The organism is Pseudomonas sp. P8_229 (assembly GCF_034008635.1).
Taxonomy (GTDB): domain Bacteria; phylum Pseudomonadota; class Gammaproteobacteria; order Pseudomonadales; family Pseudomonadaceae; genus Aquipseudomonas.
Genome location: NZ_CP125378.1, coordinates 6032469 through 6047759, shown reverse-complemented (window position 1 = coordinate 6047759; position 15291 = coordinate 6032469). Strand labels below are relative to the sequence as shown.

Annotated in this window: 15 protein-coding genes; 6 read left to right on the top strand and 9 right to left on the bottom strand. The window is 60.0% G+C overall.

Going from position 1 to position 15291, the window contains the following annotated elements; all coding sequences use genetic code 11:
* Positions 1–140: 140 nt before the first annotated feature.
* Both QMK55_RS27195 and QMK55_RS27190 read left to right on the top strand, forming a co-directional pair.
* Positions 141–653 carry a sigma-70 family RNA polymerase sigma factor gene (locus QMK55_RS27195; RefSeq protein WP_102356948.1) on the top strand — a complete coding sequence of 171 codons (513 nt, stop codon included), beginning with the start codon at positions 141–143 and terminating at the stop codon, positions 651–653.
* On the top strand, positions 646–1389 hold the full coding sequence (locus tag QMK55_RS27190; protein ID WP_102356947.1) for an anti-sigma factor family protein: 744 nt from the start codon (positions 646–648) through the stop codon (positions 1387–1389). Before QMK55_RS27195 ends, QMK55_RS27190 begins: the two co-directional genes overlap by 8 nt.
* A gap of 83 nt (positions 1390–1472) precedes the next feature.
* On the opposite strand, the gene QMK55_RS27185 is transcribed toward QMK55_RS27190, so the two are convergent.
* On the bottom strand, positions 1473–2222 hold the full coding sequence (locus QMK55_RS27185; protein ID WP_320328192.1) for a hypothetical protein: 750 nt from the start codon (positions 2220–2222) through the stop codon (positions 1473–1475).
* A 310-nt stretch (positions 2223–2532) separates the two neighbouring features.
* Between QMK55_RS27185 and QMK55_RS27180 the strand changes: the two genes are divergently transcribed.
* A complete protein-coding gene (locus tag QMK55_RS27180) occupies positions 2533–5154 on the top strand; it encodes an EAL domain-containing protein (protein WP_320328191.1) in 2622 nt (873 codons plus the stop codon).
* A 173-nt stretch (positions 5155–5327) separates the two neighbouring features.
* On the opposite strand, the gene QMK55_RS27175 is transcribed toward QMK55_RS27180, so the two are convergent.
* On the bottom strand, positions 5328–6107 hold the full coding sequence (locus QMK55_RS27175) for a hydroxypyruvate isomerase family protein (protein WP_102356944.1): 780 nt from the start codon (positions 6105–6107) through the stop codon (positions 5328–5330).
* A 178-nt stretch (positions 6108–6285) separates the two neighbouring features.
* Between QMK55_RS27175 and QMK55_RS27170 the strand changes: the two genes are divergently transcribed.
* Entirely contained in the window at positions 6286–7197 is a 912-nt protein-coding gene (locus tag QMK55_RS27170; protein ID WP_320328190.1) for a LysR family transcriptional regulator, read from the top strand.
* 38 nt (positions 7198–7235) lie between these two features.
* On the opposite strand, the gene QMK55_RS27165 is transcribed toward QMK55_RS27170, so the two are convergent.
* From QMK55_RS27165 to QMK55_RS27140, 6 genes are all read right to left on the bottom strand, one after another.
* Positions 7236–7643, bottom strand: a complete 408-nt coding sequence (locus QMK55_RS27165) for a DUF3224 domain-containing protein (protein ID WP_102356942.1) — start codon at positions 7641–7643, stop codon at positions 7236–7238.
* Positions 7644–7762: 119 nt separating this feature from the next.
* Positions 7763–9109 carry a glutamine synthetase family protein gene (locus tag QMK55_RS27160; protein ID WP_102356941.1) on the bottom strand — a complete coding sequence of 449 codons (1347 nt, stop codon included), beginning with the start codon at positions 9107–9109 and terminating at the stop codon, positions 7763–7765.
* Between the two features lie 23 nt (positions 9110–9132).
* On the bottom strand, positions 9133–9690 hold the full coding sequence (locus tag QMK55_RS27155) for a helix-turn-helix domain-containing protein (RefSeq protein WP_102356940.1): 558 nt from the start codon (positions 9688–9690) through the stop codon (positions 9133–9135).
* A gap of 25 nt (positions 9691–9715) precedes the next feature.
* Positions 9716–11005 (bottom strand): NAD(P)/FAD-dependent oxidoreductase, encoded by a 1290-nt coding sequence (locus QMK55_RS27150; RefSeq protein ID WP_102356939.1) that lies wholly within the window; start codon positions 11003–11005, stop codon positions 9716–9718.
* Between the two features lie 108 nt (positions 11006–11113).
* The gene (locus QMK55_RS27145; protein WP_102356938.1) at positions 11114–12442 is read right to left on the bottom strand and encodes an ATP-binding protein; all 1329 of its coding nucleotides are present in this window, start codon (positions 12440–12442) and stop codon (positions 11114–11116) included.
* The gene (locus QMK55_RS27140) at positions 12439–13149 is read right to left on the bottom strand and encodes a response regulator (RefSeq protein WP_102356937.1); all 711 of its coding nucleotides are present in this window, start codon (positions 13147–13149) and stop codon (positions 12439–12441) included. Before QMK55_RS27140 ends, QMK55_RS27145 begins: the two co-directional genes overlap by 4 nt.
* Before the next feature lie 164 nt (positions 13150–13313).
* Here QMK55_RS27140 and QMK55_RS27135 point away from each other — a divergent pair, with 164 nt between their 5' ends.
* Together QMK55_RS27135 and QMK55_RS27130 are read left to right on the top strand one after the other, a co-directional pair.
* Entirely contained in the window at positions 13314–13637 is a 324-nt protein-coding gene (locus QMK55_RS27135; RefSeq protein WP_320328189.1) for a hypothetical protein, read from the top strand.
* A gap of 65 nt (positions 13638–13702) precedes the next feature.
* Complete coding sequence (locus tag QMK55_RS27130) at positions 13703–14344, top strand: DUF3313 domain-containing protein (RefSeq protein ID WP_371859068.1); 642 nt, start codon at positions 13703–13705, stop codon at positions 14342–14344.
* Positions 14345–14358: 14 nt separating this feature from the next.
* Here the strand turns inward: QMK55_RS27130 and QMK55_RS27125 are convergent, their stop codons facing one another.
* Complete coding sequence (locus QMK55_RS27125) at positions 14359–15249, bottom strand: LysR family transcriptional regulator (protein ID WP_102356934.1); 891 nt, start codon at positions 15247–15249, stop codon at positions 14359–14361.
* Between the last annotated feature and the right edge of the window lie 42 nt (positions 15250–15291).

The following is a 15291-nucleotide window of genomic DNA, read 5'->3' as shown; positions in this document are numbered from 1 at the left end:
CGGGCGAACTACAGTGAGGTAGCTGACACGAGGTAAACCTTTCGGCGCGAGGCTTTATTCCACGGCAAAAAATAAATGTTTTTGCGCGAATAAAACCCGCCGCAGCACGGTTATAGGGGTGTGACGGTGCGGAACCCACCATGAAGCGATTTGAGGAACTGATTGCGCCCCATCTGGACGCGGCCTACAACCTTGCGCGCTGGCTCACCGGCAACGACAGCGCCGCCCGCGATGTCGTGCAGGAAAGCGCCCTGCGCGCCTTCCGGTTTTTGCAGCGCTTCGCCGATGGCAACGCCAAGGCGTGGTTTCTGACCATCGTGCGCAACGAAAGCTACACCTGGCTCAAGGCTTCGGCCGGACATCGCTGGGTCGCCATCGATGACGACATGGCAGCTGACGAAGGCCCGCTGAGCCACAGCCAGACCCCGGAACTGCTGGCCATTCACACGGAAAATGCCGCGTTGCTGCAGCAAGCGCTGTGCGCCCTGCCGCCGGTGTTTCGCGAGGTGATTGTGCTCAAGGAACTCGAAGACCTGCCCTACAAGGACATCGCCCTGGTGGTCGATATCCCCATCGGTACCGTCATGTCCAGACTGGCCCGGGCGCGTGCCCTGCTCAAGCTCGAACTACTGAAGTTGCACGATCATGAATGAACTCGACTGCACGGTTTGCCAGACACAGTTGCACGGCTATCTGGATCAGGAACTGGATCCGGCCACGACTGCGCAAGTGGCAGCGCACTTGAGCACCTGCGCCGAGTGCGCGCGGCTGCAGGATGAAGCGAAGTTGCTCAAGATCAGCGTGAAGCGCCATGCAACCTACTACCCGGCCCCGGCCTCACTGGTGGCCAGCGTATTGGCCGCTGACAAACCCGCGCCCGGGCTCATGCAGGGTTGGCGAAACTGGTTGGCCCCGGCGTTTTCCGCAGCTGCGCTGGCCCTGGCGATGGTGCTGTATGTCGCCACCCCGGGCAGCGAGCAACCCTTGATCGACGAGGCCGTCTCCAGCCATGTGCGCTCGTTGATGGGCGAACATCTCAACGACGTGGTGTCCTCCGATCGCCACACCGTCAAACCGTGGTTCACCGGCAAACTCGACTTCTCGCCCCCGGTGTTCGACTATACGGCGCAAGGCTTCCCCCTGCTCGGTGGACGTCTGGATTACCTGCAACACCAGACCACCGCCGCCCTGAGTTACGGGCATGCCAAGCACATCATCAACGTGTTCATCCTGCCGACGAGCGAGGCCGACAGAGCCGTGCAAAGTCAGAGCGTTCGTGGGTTCAATGTGGTGTCGTGGCAGGCCGGGCACATGCGTTTCGTGCTGGTGTCCGATGTGGAGAAAGCTGAGCTGGAGGCGTTGGGGCAGTTGCTCAGGAAGGGGCCTTAAGAACCCAGTGTCAGGAAAAGCCTCCTCTTTGCGACGAGGCTCTCCTCCCCCTCTGCTATCAAAATCAAGGTCAATGATCATTTCTAATCATCGCTACCCTGATCGCCCAGATGCTTTGCTTTTGCTCTGAACAACGGAGGCTCCTTTGCGCGAAGCTCTTCATAAAGCGTTGGGTGGTAAATCTGCGGCACTTCCTCGGTGGCCCACCAGGCCCAGTACAGCCCAGCGACCATGACTGTACTCACAAGGAACCAGCCGCTAAATCCAATGATAGCGTTCAGCGCGAGCATCAAGGTCTCGACGTCGTTGCTGATACCCACCCATGCATTGAAAACCCCGAACACTCCCAAGCCGAATATCAGCTCTCCAGCCTGGTATCGGTTGGCTCGTGCCTCGTTCCTCATGGACTCGGCGGACTCCCAACGCTTCCAGGCAAATTCATCGTCCTTCCTGATACTGTGTTCCCGCAACGCGCCAAGTGTCACGTAACCATGAAGCATGTCATACCGCACATGCCCTTCGAACCATTGCCAAGGCAGATAAATACCCGCAATACACGCGAATCTGGCGATCGCCGGGATCACTAGCGACACGATCAGGCAAAACGATGTGACACCCACGAAAACTGTGCCCAGACGCTCCCACAGCATCGCCATATTGCCGGAAAAGCCCATGAGATTCTGATGCAGTGCAAAGGCGCAAAGCGTGTCCAGAAACAGACATACATAGGTGAGTTTCAATGCCCATCGTAACTCCCAGGCTTTTTCGAACACGGCTCCGGGCAATCCGGCGATGGGATTTGCCGATTTGAGGCCGTCTTTATTTTGATCCACGTTTACAACTCCATTGTCTTGAAAATGCAAAATGGGCGACTACAACGCCAGGCATGGCCTTCTTCGCAGCTTGAATATTCAAGATGCCAGACCGTACGTAAGACTCTCAACTCAACTACCTGCAGTTCCTCGTACTGAACCCGCCGAAGCACTCCCGGTCATCGTGTGCTTTTACTGGTTTCAAGGCAAAAAACCTGCACATTCACTACGCTTGGGAAATCCGCGTCAGCGCAATGCCCACAAACGCATTGAACATTGCGCTCAGGCTGCTGTTCCAGATGGGTTCAGACCCAGGATCAAGGACGTGCATATGGACATTTTCACTTCCGCCGCGCCTGTTCCGCCTCAGCAAAGTGCAATCACCCGCCGTCTGGCCTTCGCGGTCGGCGCGCTGTTTATCGTCGGTGTGATGGCCGCGATCGGCACCTTGCTCGGCATTGCCGCTCGCCTGGATCGGGAGGATGTCGACGAGACCCGTTTTTACACCGCTCGTGCCTTGGAAAACCGCATCGCCGCGTCCAAAAGCTACATCACCAGCTACGCCGACTGGACCACGGCCTACGAACACCTGCACACCAAGGTCGACACCGACTGGGCCTACACCCAGCAAAACATCGGCAAAACCCTGTTCACCAGTGATGGCTATGACGGCGTGTTTGTGCTCGATCGACAGCGCACCAAATACGCCGTGGTACAAGGCCTGCAGGACGAGGGGGAGATTTCGCGCCTGCTCAACGTTTCTGTGGCGTCGTTGATCGATCAGGTGCAAAGCCAGGCCGATTTGACCGTGCCGATCAATACCTACTCACTGTTCGACGGCTGGCCGGCACTGGTCACGGCCGCAGCGATCCTGCCCAACGATGATCGCCCATTGGGCGATCCGCAACAGACATCGATACTGGTGTTCGTCGACAAGTTGACCCCCACCAAGCTGCAGGCGCTCGGTACCGCCTACGGTCTGCAGAACCTGACCTTGATCCCGGATGAACAACCCGCCGGGGAACAACCGCGGGTACCGCTGGGCAGCACTGGTTACAGCCTGACGGCGGACCTAGAACGGCCTGGCCAGCAATTACTGTGGTCACTGCTGCCAACACTCGGCGCCGTGCTCGTAGTGCTGATGCTGTTGACCGCGTATTTCTTGCGCCATGCGTTGCGCTCCTCAACCTACGTCGACCACAGTTTCAGCACGCTGCAAGCGTCAAATCAGGCACTGGAAGCGGCCAACCACGCGCTGGAAGCCAGTGAAGAACGTTTCCGCGCGGTGGCCGAAGCGGCGTCGGACTGGATCTGGGAAGTCGACAACCAGCTGCGCCTGACCTACCTCTCGGCGCGCTTCAGCGAGGTGACTGGTTACCCGCAAACCCAGTGGCTGGGGCAAGGCATCGGACAATTGGTGTCGTGCGATACCACGCCGCTGGAGCTGTGGCTGAAAAAGCTCAGCGAAGACAGCAATGCCAGCGACCTGCGCTGCACCTACCGCGACCACGCCGGGCAACAACGTCACTGTCGGTTGTCGGCGCGGCCGATCATCGACAAATACGCCGTAGGCGGTTATCGCGGCACCGCCAGCGACATCACCGACGAAGTCGCCGCACATGCGCAGATCCAGCATCTGTCGATGCACGACGCCCTCACCGGCCTGCCCAATCGCAACCAGTTGGCGCGCTATCTGGATGACGCGCTGCTGCTCAAGGAGCACGCGCCGCCGCTGTCGCTGCTGGTGATCGACCTGGACAACTTCAAGCCGATCAACGATTCCCTCGGGCACCCGGCCGGCGATGCGGTGCTGCAGGAAGTCGCCAGTCGCCTGCGCGAATGCACCCGTGAACACGACATTGTTGCGCGTCTGGGTGGCGACGAATTTGTCGTGGTGCTCAATGGCATGGACAGCCGCCAAGAGGTCGACCGGTTCTGTACCCGACTGGTCGAGAGCCTGCACCAACCGCTGACCTTCGAACATCATCCGCTGCACGTGGGTGCAAGCATCGGCATCGCCCTGAGCCGGCGTCAGGGCTTCATGCCGAGCGAGTTGATCCGCTGCGCCGACATCGCGCTGTATCAGGCCAAGTCCGAGGGTAAAAACACCTGGTGCTATTTCGAAGCGCACATGAGCGACCAGATCCAGACGCGCCGGCAGATGGAAAGCGACTTGCGCGGCGCGCTGAAGAACGACGAATTCCTCCTGCACTACCAGCCGCGCTACACCGTCGACGGCAAGCACATCGTCTCGGTCGAAGCCCTGGTGCGCTGGCAGCATCCGACCAAGGGCCTGCTCGGGCCGGACCTGTTCATCGGCCTCGCTGAGCAGACCGACCTGATCGTGCCGCTGGGGCGCTGGGTGCTGCGCGAAGCCTGTGAAACCGCCCTCACCTGGCCGTCGGACATTCTGCTGTCGGTCAACCTGTCGCCGGCGCAGTTCGCCCTCAGCGATGTCGTCGAAGACGTGCGCGAAGCACTGGTGCAGACGCGTTTTCCGGCCAGTCGCCTGGAACTGGAAATCACCGAGAACGTGATGCTGGTCGACACCGACGGCGCGCTGGCCACCATGAATGCGCTCAAGCAACTGGGCGTGCGCCTGAACATGGACGACTTTGGCACCGGCTACTCATCCCTCGGTTACCTGCGTGCGTACCCGTTCGACGGGATCAAGATCGACAAGCGTTTCATTGCCTCGATCAGCCACGGTGCCAACGATCGCGCCGTGGTGCAGGCGATCATCGGCCTGGGCAAAGCCATGGGCCTGACCGTCACCGCAGAAGGCGTCGAGACCGAGGAGCAACTGGACATTCTCGGCAAGGATCAATGCAACGAGGTTCAGGGCTACTTCATGAGTCGGCCGATCGACAAGGCGGCGTTCGCGCAGTTGTTGAAAACCGCCAGGGCCGAGCCGGCCACTCATCCTTCACCGAAGAAAGGCCGCGTCATTTAGCCAGTCGGGCATCCCTGCCCGCGCTCGACACTACAGCGCCGCTGTCGATCTTCTTCGCCGCCGCGTCGCTGATCCAGGTGTGCCAGGTTTGGCGTGGCGCTGACCTATACCCGACCGTTCGGCGATCACAGTTACGACGGTCAGCCGCTGGTCTGCTTGGCCATTATGCGGCCCTACACGACGGGAAGCGATCGGCCATCACGCGCCAAGTATGGCGACTTCAGCCAGCCCAGGCTTGCAACAGTGGTGCTGGAAGGACGGTACTCACATCCGATCCATCCGGTGTACCCACGATGTTCCAGAGTCGCGAACAATTCAGCAAAGTTTACGGCGCCTGTACCTGGCTCGTGACGACCTGGGCAGTCTGCAATCTGCACGTGGACGGTTCGCTCATAAAACCGGGACAGAACATTGGCGGCGTCACCCGACAATAGCTGCGCATGGTAAAGATCGAGTATCAGTCCAATGCTCGGGAAGGTCTCCAGTACCCGTTGCGCCTTACTGAAATCCGACATGTAGTACCCCGGAATTTCCTTTGGGCTGATCACTTCGATCAGGGGCTGCAAACCCTGATCCTCGAAATATTTGACTGCATATTCCAGGTTGCTCATGAAACTGCGCTCAGCCGACACCTGTGCAGTAATCCCGGACATGATGTGCACTTTCGGGCAACCCAACACCTTTGCATAGCGCGCGGCCAGGGCTAAACCTGTGTGGAACTCTTCTTCCTTGCCTTGCAGCGCAGCAATGCCCTTGGTGACGCCGGCCGGTGCAGCGAACTGGATCAGAGGTAGAGAGTATTGAGTCAAGTGTGCGGCCAGGTGACTGGCGTCAAATTCATAGGGTGAAGGAAACTCCACCGCCTTGAATCCAGCGGCCGCAGCTGCTTCGATACGCTGGAGAAACGGCAAATCGTTGAATTGGAAGCCGAGATGAGCATTGAACTGAAGCATTCGATTCAAATCCTTTTTGAAAGAGGCTATTCATCTGCCTGGAGGCGATCCTCGAGATGGCGACCACGAAGTGATCGCCGGCATCTTAGAGAGGCATTTCCATCACGAAAAATATTAGTTTGTGATTTATTTCATCACTGATTGTTATGCTTTGGGTTTCGATCCGGGTGTGACAGGCATGAATCTCAAAGCGTTGATGTGCTGCGTGGAAGTTGCGCGGCAAGGTAGTTTCACCAAAGCCGCGCAGAGCCTGCACATCGCTCAACCAGCACTGAGCATGGCCATTACTCGATTGGAGGAGGAACTGGGGGTTACGCTTTTCAACCGCGCGGCACGACAAATCACCGTGACGGCTGAAGGAAAAAGCTTTCTTGCACGTGTCGAAGTCGCTTTGCTTGAACTAGACATGGCACGCCAGGAACTGCGGGATCTGGCGCAGGTACACAGCGGTGAAATTCGTCTCGGCGTGCCTCCCATGTTCGGGATCAATTACATTCCGCAGGTACTCAATGCTTTTGGCAAAAAGTATCCAGGCATCGTCATGACGGTTGTTGAAGGCAGTGCGGATGACATCAGCCAGAGACTGGAAAGCCGTGACATTGATGTCGCCCTGCTGGAGTCTCGTCGAGTCGAGAGCGGATGGGACTCCGTTTTGTTAGGCACCGACGAGATGGTGCTGTGCATGAACGATAGCCACCCGCTTTCGGGCGAGTCCTTTATCGAGGCCTGGCGTCTACAAGATGAAAAAATGGTGCTTTTTGACCAGTCATTCCTGCAACGCCACATGTTCGACACCTTCTGCGACGCCTCCGGAGCCCGCTATCGAATAGCATTGCAGACCAATTTCGTCTCACTGGTCATCAAGGCAACACTGGATGGAATGGGCGCCTCTACGCTGCTGCGCTCCATTCAACGATGTGTACCCGGCATGCTCGGGGTTCCGTTCAAACCGGCACAGACCATGAGTTTCAGTCTGTGCTGGCGGGCTAACGAATACTTGTCTGTGGCAAACAAGCGGTTTGTCGAGTTTGCTCAAACCACCGGTTTCTTCGGTAAAGCAACCGAGCCAGGCAGCCCCTCTGCGGGATAAATCCAAGCGACAACCCTTGGTTGAAAACGATTTCTGACCTATTCGAGTTGGTAATCCATCCAGATACGGTGTGTGCCATCGTTGTCGATTTTGATGCCTCCTGATCCCGATATCCCTTTCAAATCACCTGTACCACTGCCTCTGACGATGCAGAAAAACTCATCTGCCCGATCAGTGCCGGTCGTGGACGCAGAGTGGATGAAATTGAATGTGCCTTCTTTCCCGTTCAACGCACCTTTGAAGCTCTCAAGGGCGATGTAACTGCCCGTCCTGGCCGCCATGTCGAACGCGGCAGTAAAAGCGGTTGCAGAAACACCCTCGATAGCGCCCGAGTAGCACTTGTCCATGGTGCTGATAGACACTGGCAAGGACGTCGTAATCTCGGGGATTGGACTCAGGCCGGTTGCCTTGAAATTTCTGGTAGAAAAAGTGCCTGACGCTTCCATTCAAATCCCTCTCTATCCCTATGTGTGGGGTTGTGATTCTACTCCCCAGGACAGCACCGCGCCAAAAACGCTTTGCGCAGCTGGAAAACCTCTGACAGCGAACACTCACGACCACCCCACTACAAATACCAGCGATACTCCCGCGCGCTGATCTCCTGCATGAACGCCAGGTGATCCTGACGCTTGTTCTCGCAATACACGTCGACGAACTCCGCTCCCAGTCCCGCCCGCAGTTGCGGCTGGTGTTGCAGGGCGCGCACCGCGTCGAGGATTTCGGTGGGGAAAGCGATGCCGCTGTTGCGGTCGTCGTTGAGTGGCGGGATCGGTTCTTTGCCGGTTTCCAGCCCGTGCTCCAGACCCACCAGAATCGCCGCCAGCACCAGATACGGGTTGGCGTCGGCGCCGGCCAGACGGTATTCGATGCGCAGGTTCTTCGTGTCCGACTCGGGAATGCGCAGGCATGCGTCACGGTCTTCGTAACCCCAGCTCGCCTTGGTCGCGGTGTTCACCGTGCCGCTCAAGCGGCGCATGGCGTTCTGGTTCGGCGCGAAGATCGGCATGCTGTGCGGCAGCAAGTCCAGGCACCCGGCCACCGCGTGGCGCAGCGGCTGGTGGTGATTGGCGGCCAGCAGGTTATTGCCCGCCGCGTCATACAGGCTGACGTGCACATGCATGCCACTGCCCGGATGCTCCACGTACGGTTTGGCCATGAAACTGGCGCGGTAGCCGTGCTTGAGTGCAACGCCACGGGTGCTGCGACAGAACAGCGCCGCCCAGTCGGCGGCACGCAAACCGTCGTCCAGATGACCGAAATTGATCTCGAACTGCCCCGGCCCCAGTTCCGCCGTAATCACTGTGGCATCGATGCCCTGAGCCCGCGTGGCTTCGACCATGTCGTCCAGTACCGGGGCGAAACGTGACAGGCGCTCGATGTGCATGTTCGGCTGATCATCGGCGTCGTCGCTCAATTCGTCGCGGGGGAATTGCGGCAGGCCGTCACGCAGTTTTTTGTCGAACAGGTAGAACTCCAGTTCGAACGCCACCACCGGATAAATGCCCTTGCGCGCCAGTCGGTCGAGCACTTGCGCGAGCACTTCGCGGGGTTCGAACTCGATCGGCTTGGCGGTGCCGTCGGAGGTAATCAGCATCTGCCCCAGCGGTTGCGCTTCCCAGGTCACCGGTTTGAGTGTGCCAGGGACCAGGCGGCGCACGGCATCCGGGTCGCCGTCGTTGAAGCAGTAATCGCCGATCTTGAACAAACCGCCCTGCACGCCCAGCAGCACGCAGTTTTGCGGCAGCTTGAGCGCACTGCCCGCGGCGACTTTTTCGAGCATTTCCACTGGATAACGCTTGCCGTAGAAGTGCCCCGGAATGTCCAGAGAAATCAAATCGACATAACGCACCTCCGGGTAGCGTTGGCGAAACGCACGCACTTCAGCGAGCAGGTCAGAGCAGACAGCGTCCATCGTCGGTGTTCCTTTGGTTGTTGTCAGGTGTAGACCCAGAGCACGCGCGTGAGCTGCAGGGTGAGATTGCCGTAACGGCAACGGGCATGACTGTCGAATTGAAAGCTGTCGCCGGGGCGCAGCGTGACCGGGTCTTCGTCATCGCCCAGCCACAAACTCAGTTCGCCTTCGAGGACGTAGCCGCCCTGCTCCGAGCTGTCGCTCATGTGTCGGTCGCCACTGCTCGCGCCCGGTTCCAGATGACTTTCGAGCATAGAAAACGACGCGCGCATCTGCGGCGATACGAGAATGTCGGTAATGCCGTTGGCGTAATACAGCGTGCGGCGCTCGTCCGGGCGAGTGACCCACGGCACTTGCCTGGGTTTGGGCAGGCTGTAGAAATAGGTGGTTGGTACGCCGAGGGTTTCGCTGATTGCGGTGAGGTCGGCCACGGTCGGGCGCGATAGACCACGTTCGACCTGCGAGAGAAAGCCCACCGAACGGCCGATTTTGTCGGCCAGCTCTTTAAGGGTGTACTTCTTGTGCTTGCGCAGGTCGTGGATCAGGATCGCCAACGCAGCGATTTCTTCTTGCTTGTTCATGGGCGGGGTTCCAGAAAATCTTTCATCAAATGCTGTCGCGCAGTCGGTACCAGGCCTTGCCGATGGCTTCCAGCGGTGCGGCGAGATATTTGCCGCCGGGGAAACTGCCATTGCTCAGGCCCTGATACAACGCCAATTCATCCTCTTGGCCGAGAATCGCATCGGACACTGCACGGGCGGCGGCCAGCGTCGGCAGTACGCCGTGGCCCGAATAACCCTGCAACCAATAACGCTGGCCCTCGCAACCTATGTCCGGGGTGCGCTTGATCGTCAGGTCGATATGCCCGCCCCAGGCGAACTCCAGCTCGACGCCTTTGAGCTGTGGGAACACCCGTTCGAGAAACGGTCGGGTGGCCGCCGCGATGTCCTTGGGCATGCCGCCGAGATAGGTACAGCCGCCCCCGAACAACAAGCGGTTGTCGGGCGTGCGGCGGAAGTAATCGAGGACGAACTGATTGTCGGTCACGCAGACGTTGCTCGGCAGCAGCGCGGTGGCTTGCTCCGACGTCAGCGGCGCGGTGGCCACCTGATAGGTGCCGACCGGCAAGATGCAGCTGGCGAGTTGCGGGTCGAGTTCATCGAGATAGGCGTTGCAGGCCAGCACCAGCACGTCGGCCTTCACCGAACCGCGCGCGGTGTTGACCCGCCAACCACCGCCCTCAGGCTGATAACTCAACGCCTTGCTTTGTTCATGGATGCGCCCACCGGCACGCTCGATGGCGGCGGCCAGTCCGAGGGCCAGTTTCAGCGGATTGAGGTGCGCGCCCTCGGCATCGTAGAGGCCGGCCTGATAACGCTCGCTGGCGACCCATTGCGGCAAGTCTTCACGGGGAATGAATTGCAGTGCATCGTGGCCCCACTTGTGACTGGCTTCGTGTTGCCATTCGGTCAGCAGGCTGACCCGACGCGGCATCACCGACGTCCACAAATGCCCCGGGCGATAGTCGCAATCGAAGCCGTGACGCCCGGGCAGTGCGCGCAACTCCTGCGCGGCCCAACGCATACCGTCCCACAGGCGTTTTGCCCGTTCATGCCCCAGCGCGGCTTCCAGCGGCGGCATGTCGCACGACCAGCCCAGAATCGCCTGCCCGCCGTTACGCCCCGACGCGGCCCACGCCACACGACTGGCTTCCAGCACCGTGACACGCTTGCCGGCCAAGGCCAGACGCAACGCCGTGTGCAAGCCACTGAACCCCGCGCCGATGATCACCACATCGCTGTCCTGCGCGCCTTCAAGCGCCGGTCGTTGGCTGAGGATATCGGCACAACTGTGGGCGTAGTAGCTGTCGACATGGCGCTGGGATTGCAGAAACATTCGCGGCCTCGTGAAATTCTGCTCTTGTAATTTCATGAAAATCTACAGAACAAAATTCATATCGGCAAGCCGCGAAGCGCTTGTCGGTCGTTATCAGGGCTTCAGGCGCTACAGCGGCAGCTCAACCCTGGCCAGCAAGCCACCGCGACTGCGATTACTCAACGTCAGCTCCCCGCCCTGCTCGCGCACAATGGCCCGCGCCGACGACAGCCCCAGCCCGACACCACCGGTTTCGCGGTTGCGCGAGGTTTCCAGGCGGAAGAACGGATCGAATACCCGCTGCAACGACGCGTCAGGAATTCCCGGCCCCTCGTCAGTGACATCGATACAGATGCTGTAGCCGTCACTGCGCAGCGCAATGGTTGGCTGCTGCGCATACTTCTCTGCGTTTTCCAGCAGGTTGACGATCACCCGTTTGATCCCCAGCGGACGCCCCTCATACACCAGATGCGCCGGGCCGCTGAAACCGATGGCGATGTGCTGGTCGCGGTAGTCGTCGATGATCGTCTGCAGCAACTCCGACAGGTCGAACGCGGTGGTTTGCTCCGGCTGGGTGTCTTCGCGAAAGAACGCCAGCGCGGCGTTGATCATCGACTGCATCTCTTCGATGTCACGGATCAGTTTGTCCTGATGATCAAAGTCTTCCATGAACTCGCTGCGCAGGCGCATCCGGGTCAGTGGTGCGCGCAAGTCGTGGGAAATCGATGCGAGCATGTGCGTGCGTTCGCCGATGTAGTGCTGAATCTGCGCCTGCATGGTGTTGAAGGCGATGATCGCCTGGCGGATCTCGTCCGGGCCTTCGATCTTGATCGGCGGCGCACGCAGATCGCCGCCGAAGCGTCGGGCGGCGCTGGCGAAACGCTGCAGCGGTCTGGCCAGTTGGTACGTGGCAAGCCAGGCCACCAGCACCGTGGCGATCAGGCCCAAGGCAATGATGATCGCAATGCGTGTGCCGATGTCCAGTCCCCAGGAGCGTTCGCGCGATGAGAACAACAACCAGCTGGCATCCGGCAGTTGAACCAGCGCCGCATACCGGGCCCGCGGACTGTCGCTCGGCCAGTCAGCGGGATTGAACACCCGAATCTGTCGATCATCGCCCAACAACTGGTGCAACACCGATGCCTTGTCTGCTATGAGCAGCGTCCCCCCGGGTGGCAATCCGAATTCGTCGCGTTGCGCACTCCACATCACTTCCTGTGTCGGGCCGTTTGCCGCTTGCGCCAGTTGCGCGCGCAAAGGCGTCGGTGCGGCCTCGATCACCTTGACGGTGGCGGCAATCTGCTCCAGCAATCCGGTGCGTTCGATGGGCGGGCGCGCCCACGTTCCCGCCACCTCCACGAACAGGAAATTGAGCGCCAGCGAAGCGAGCATGGCCACGACGATGGTCAGCGCGATCCGCCGACTCAGCGGGTCGCGCCGCAAAAACCGGCGGATCATGAGCGCGTGACCTTGGCCGTGAACATATAACCGCCGTTGCGCACCGTGCGAATCAGGTCAGGGCGTTTACTGTCCGGTTCGATCTTGCGCCGCAGGCGGCTGACCTGCACATCGATGCTGCGATCAAAGGCGTCGTGGCCCTGGCCGCGAGACAGGTCGATCAGTTGTTCGCGGGTGAGGATGCGTTGCGGGTGTTCGAGAAACACCACCAGCAGATCGAACTCGCCACCGGACAGCGGAATCATCACGTTTTGCGGCGAACGCAGTTCGCGGCAGGTGATGTCCAGGTGCCAACCGGCGAAAGCGACTACCGGCCGCGACGGCTCGCTCACGGGGCCGACCTGCTCACCGGCGCGGCGTTGCACAGCGCGCAGGCGGGCCAGCAGCTCACGCGGGGCAAACGGTTTGGTCACGTAGTCATCCGCGCCCAGTTCGAGGCCTACGATGCGGTCACTCAATTCGCCCATGGCGGTCAGCATGATGATCGGAATGCCCATCTGTGCCCGCACTTTCTGGCACAGGCTCAAGCCACCTTCACCGGGCAGCATCAGGTCGAGAATGATCGTGTCTGGACGCTGCTGCGCAATCGCCGCCCACATCGCTACGCCGTCAACGGCCACATCGACCTCGTAGGCGTGCTGGACGAAGAACTTCTTCAGCAAGGCGAGAATTTCCACGTCATCGTCGACGATCAGCAGTCTGCTCACGTTCACAGGATCCTCAGGCCAAAAAAGAACGCATCTAAAACTATTCCGGCGCCCGGGTCATTTATTTCAATCGAGCAACATTCCGTCGCCCCGGACATCAAGCGGACATTGTCCGGCAAAAACCCTCTGCCACCCTGCACGCCTTCCAAAACAGGGGGCATCTCATGAAGGCTTTGCACAGCAGGTACACCGCCGAGGGACACGACGCCCGCTATCCGTTGATTCTCAGCCAGCGCACCACGGCGCCTGAGCACGACACGCCGCTGCTGTTCCAGGAGTTTTGCCTGGGCTTGTCTGATGATCAAAGCCGCATCGTCTTGCGCCGCTATTTCGAGCAGTACGGCCCCTCCCAGGCGCAATGGGTGGAGTACGTCCATTCGATTCCGACCGCCGACCTCATCCACTGGATCATGACCCACGGCCAGTTGCACATCGAGTGCTCGGACAATACTCCGCCACTCTCTCCCCCAACCACCGCCCGCGCTTGAACGACGTGGGTCAAAAGCGCAAAACAAGGATTCGCATGATAAGAAGCCATTGCTTGATGACACTGATGTGCACAGCGTCCCTGAGCCTGTCGGCCTGCAGCAGCAAAACCGTCGAGCCCGAGAAGTACACGGGGTTCCTGCACGATTACAGCGTGCTCAGCGAGCACAAGTCGCCCTCGGGCCAGACGGTGCTGGGCTGGGTCAGCCCGGCGCTGGCCCGGGGTCGCTACACCCAGGCCTATCTGGCGCCCAGCCAGTTCTACCCCAGCGCCGCGCCGACCGAGCGGATCCCGCTGAGCACACTGTCCGGCGTCACCGACTACTACGACGCGGCCCTCAGGCTCGAGCTGGGCAAGGTCATGCACCTGGTGTCCAGACCCGGTCCGAATACCCTGACCGTCAGACCGGCGATCACTCGCGTCGCTGCCAGCACCCAGGGCCTGCGCTTCTATGAATGGCTGCCGGTGACCCTGGTTGCCGCCGGCGTGAGTACCGCCACCGGCATCCGTGACCAGGACAGTGAAATCGCCACCGAGGTCTCGTTCGAGGACGGCTCCACCGGCGAAGTGGTCGCCGAAGTCGTGCGCAAGGGCACCGGCGTGCCGCTGGAAAACGACAAACAGGTGCTGACCGCCGATGACGTCAAAGGCGTGCTGGACGGTTGGGCCAGTGATCTGGGCAAGTCATACGCGGCGATTCGTCGGTAACCCAACGTCCAGCTTCACTGCGCAAAGCGCTTCACGGCCGCATCGATAAACCGGCGAACCTTGGCAGTTTTCTGCCGGTTCGCCGTGTACAGCAGATGCATCGCTCGACTGGGCGCCTCGAAACCCTCCAGTAGCTGAACCAACTCTCCCGCACGCAAGGCCGGCTGAAGAAAATCCGCCGGCCCCAGCACGATGCCGAACCCATCCACTGCAGCCGACAACAAGGCCTTGCTCTCGTTGACGTGCAGACGACTGCTCACCGGCACGCTATACGCCTGCGAACCCTTGAAAAACTGCCACTCACGATCGGCCGGCCGCGACCAATAGGCATAACCGAGACATTCGTGTTCCTGCAAATCCGCCGGCACCTGCGGTGTCCCGCGCTCCGCCAGGTACGCGGGCGATGCGCAGACCACCAGTCGATAAGGTGCCAAGGGTCTGGCCGTCAGGCTGGAGGTGGCCAGGGGACCGATCCGGAAGGCCACCTCAAAACCCTCCTCCACCAGATCGACGGCGCGGTCGGTCAGATGCAGGTCGATTTCCACCTCGGGAAACTCGCGCAGAAACCCGGTCACGAACGGCATCAGGCTATAGGAACCAAAGGACACCGGCGCACTGACCTTGAGTTTTCCACGCGGTGTGTCGCTCATGATTTGCGCCAGTGAATCGGCGGCCTCGGCTTCACCCACGATGTGCTTGCAACGCTCGTAATACGCGCTGCCCAGTTCGGTCAGGCTCTGTCGGCGCGTGGTGCGATTGAGCAGCCGCGCACCCAGTCTCTGCTCCAGCGCGGCGACATGTTTGGCGACCATCTGCGCTGACATGCCCAAGCGTTGAGCGGCACTGGCATAGGAGCCTGCTTCGGCAGCCATTACAAAAGCTGCCATGCTGCCAAGACGATCCATTCGAAACTCCTGTTATCGAAAGCAAGTAACAAACCGCAATTT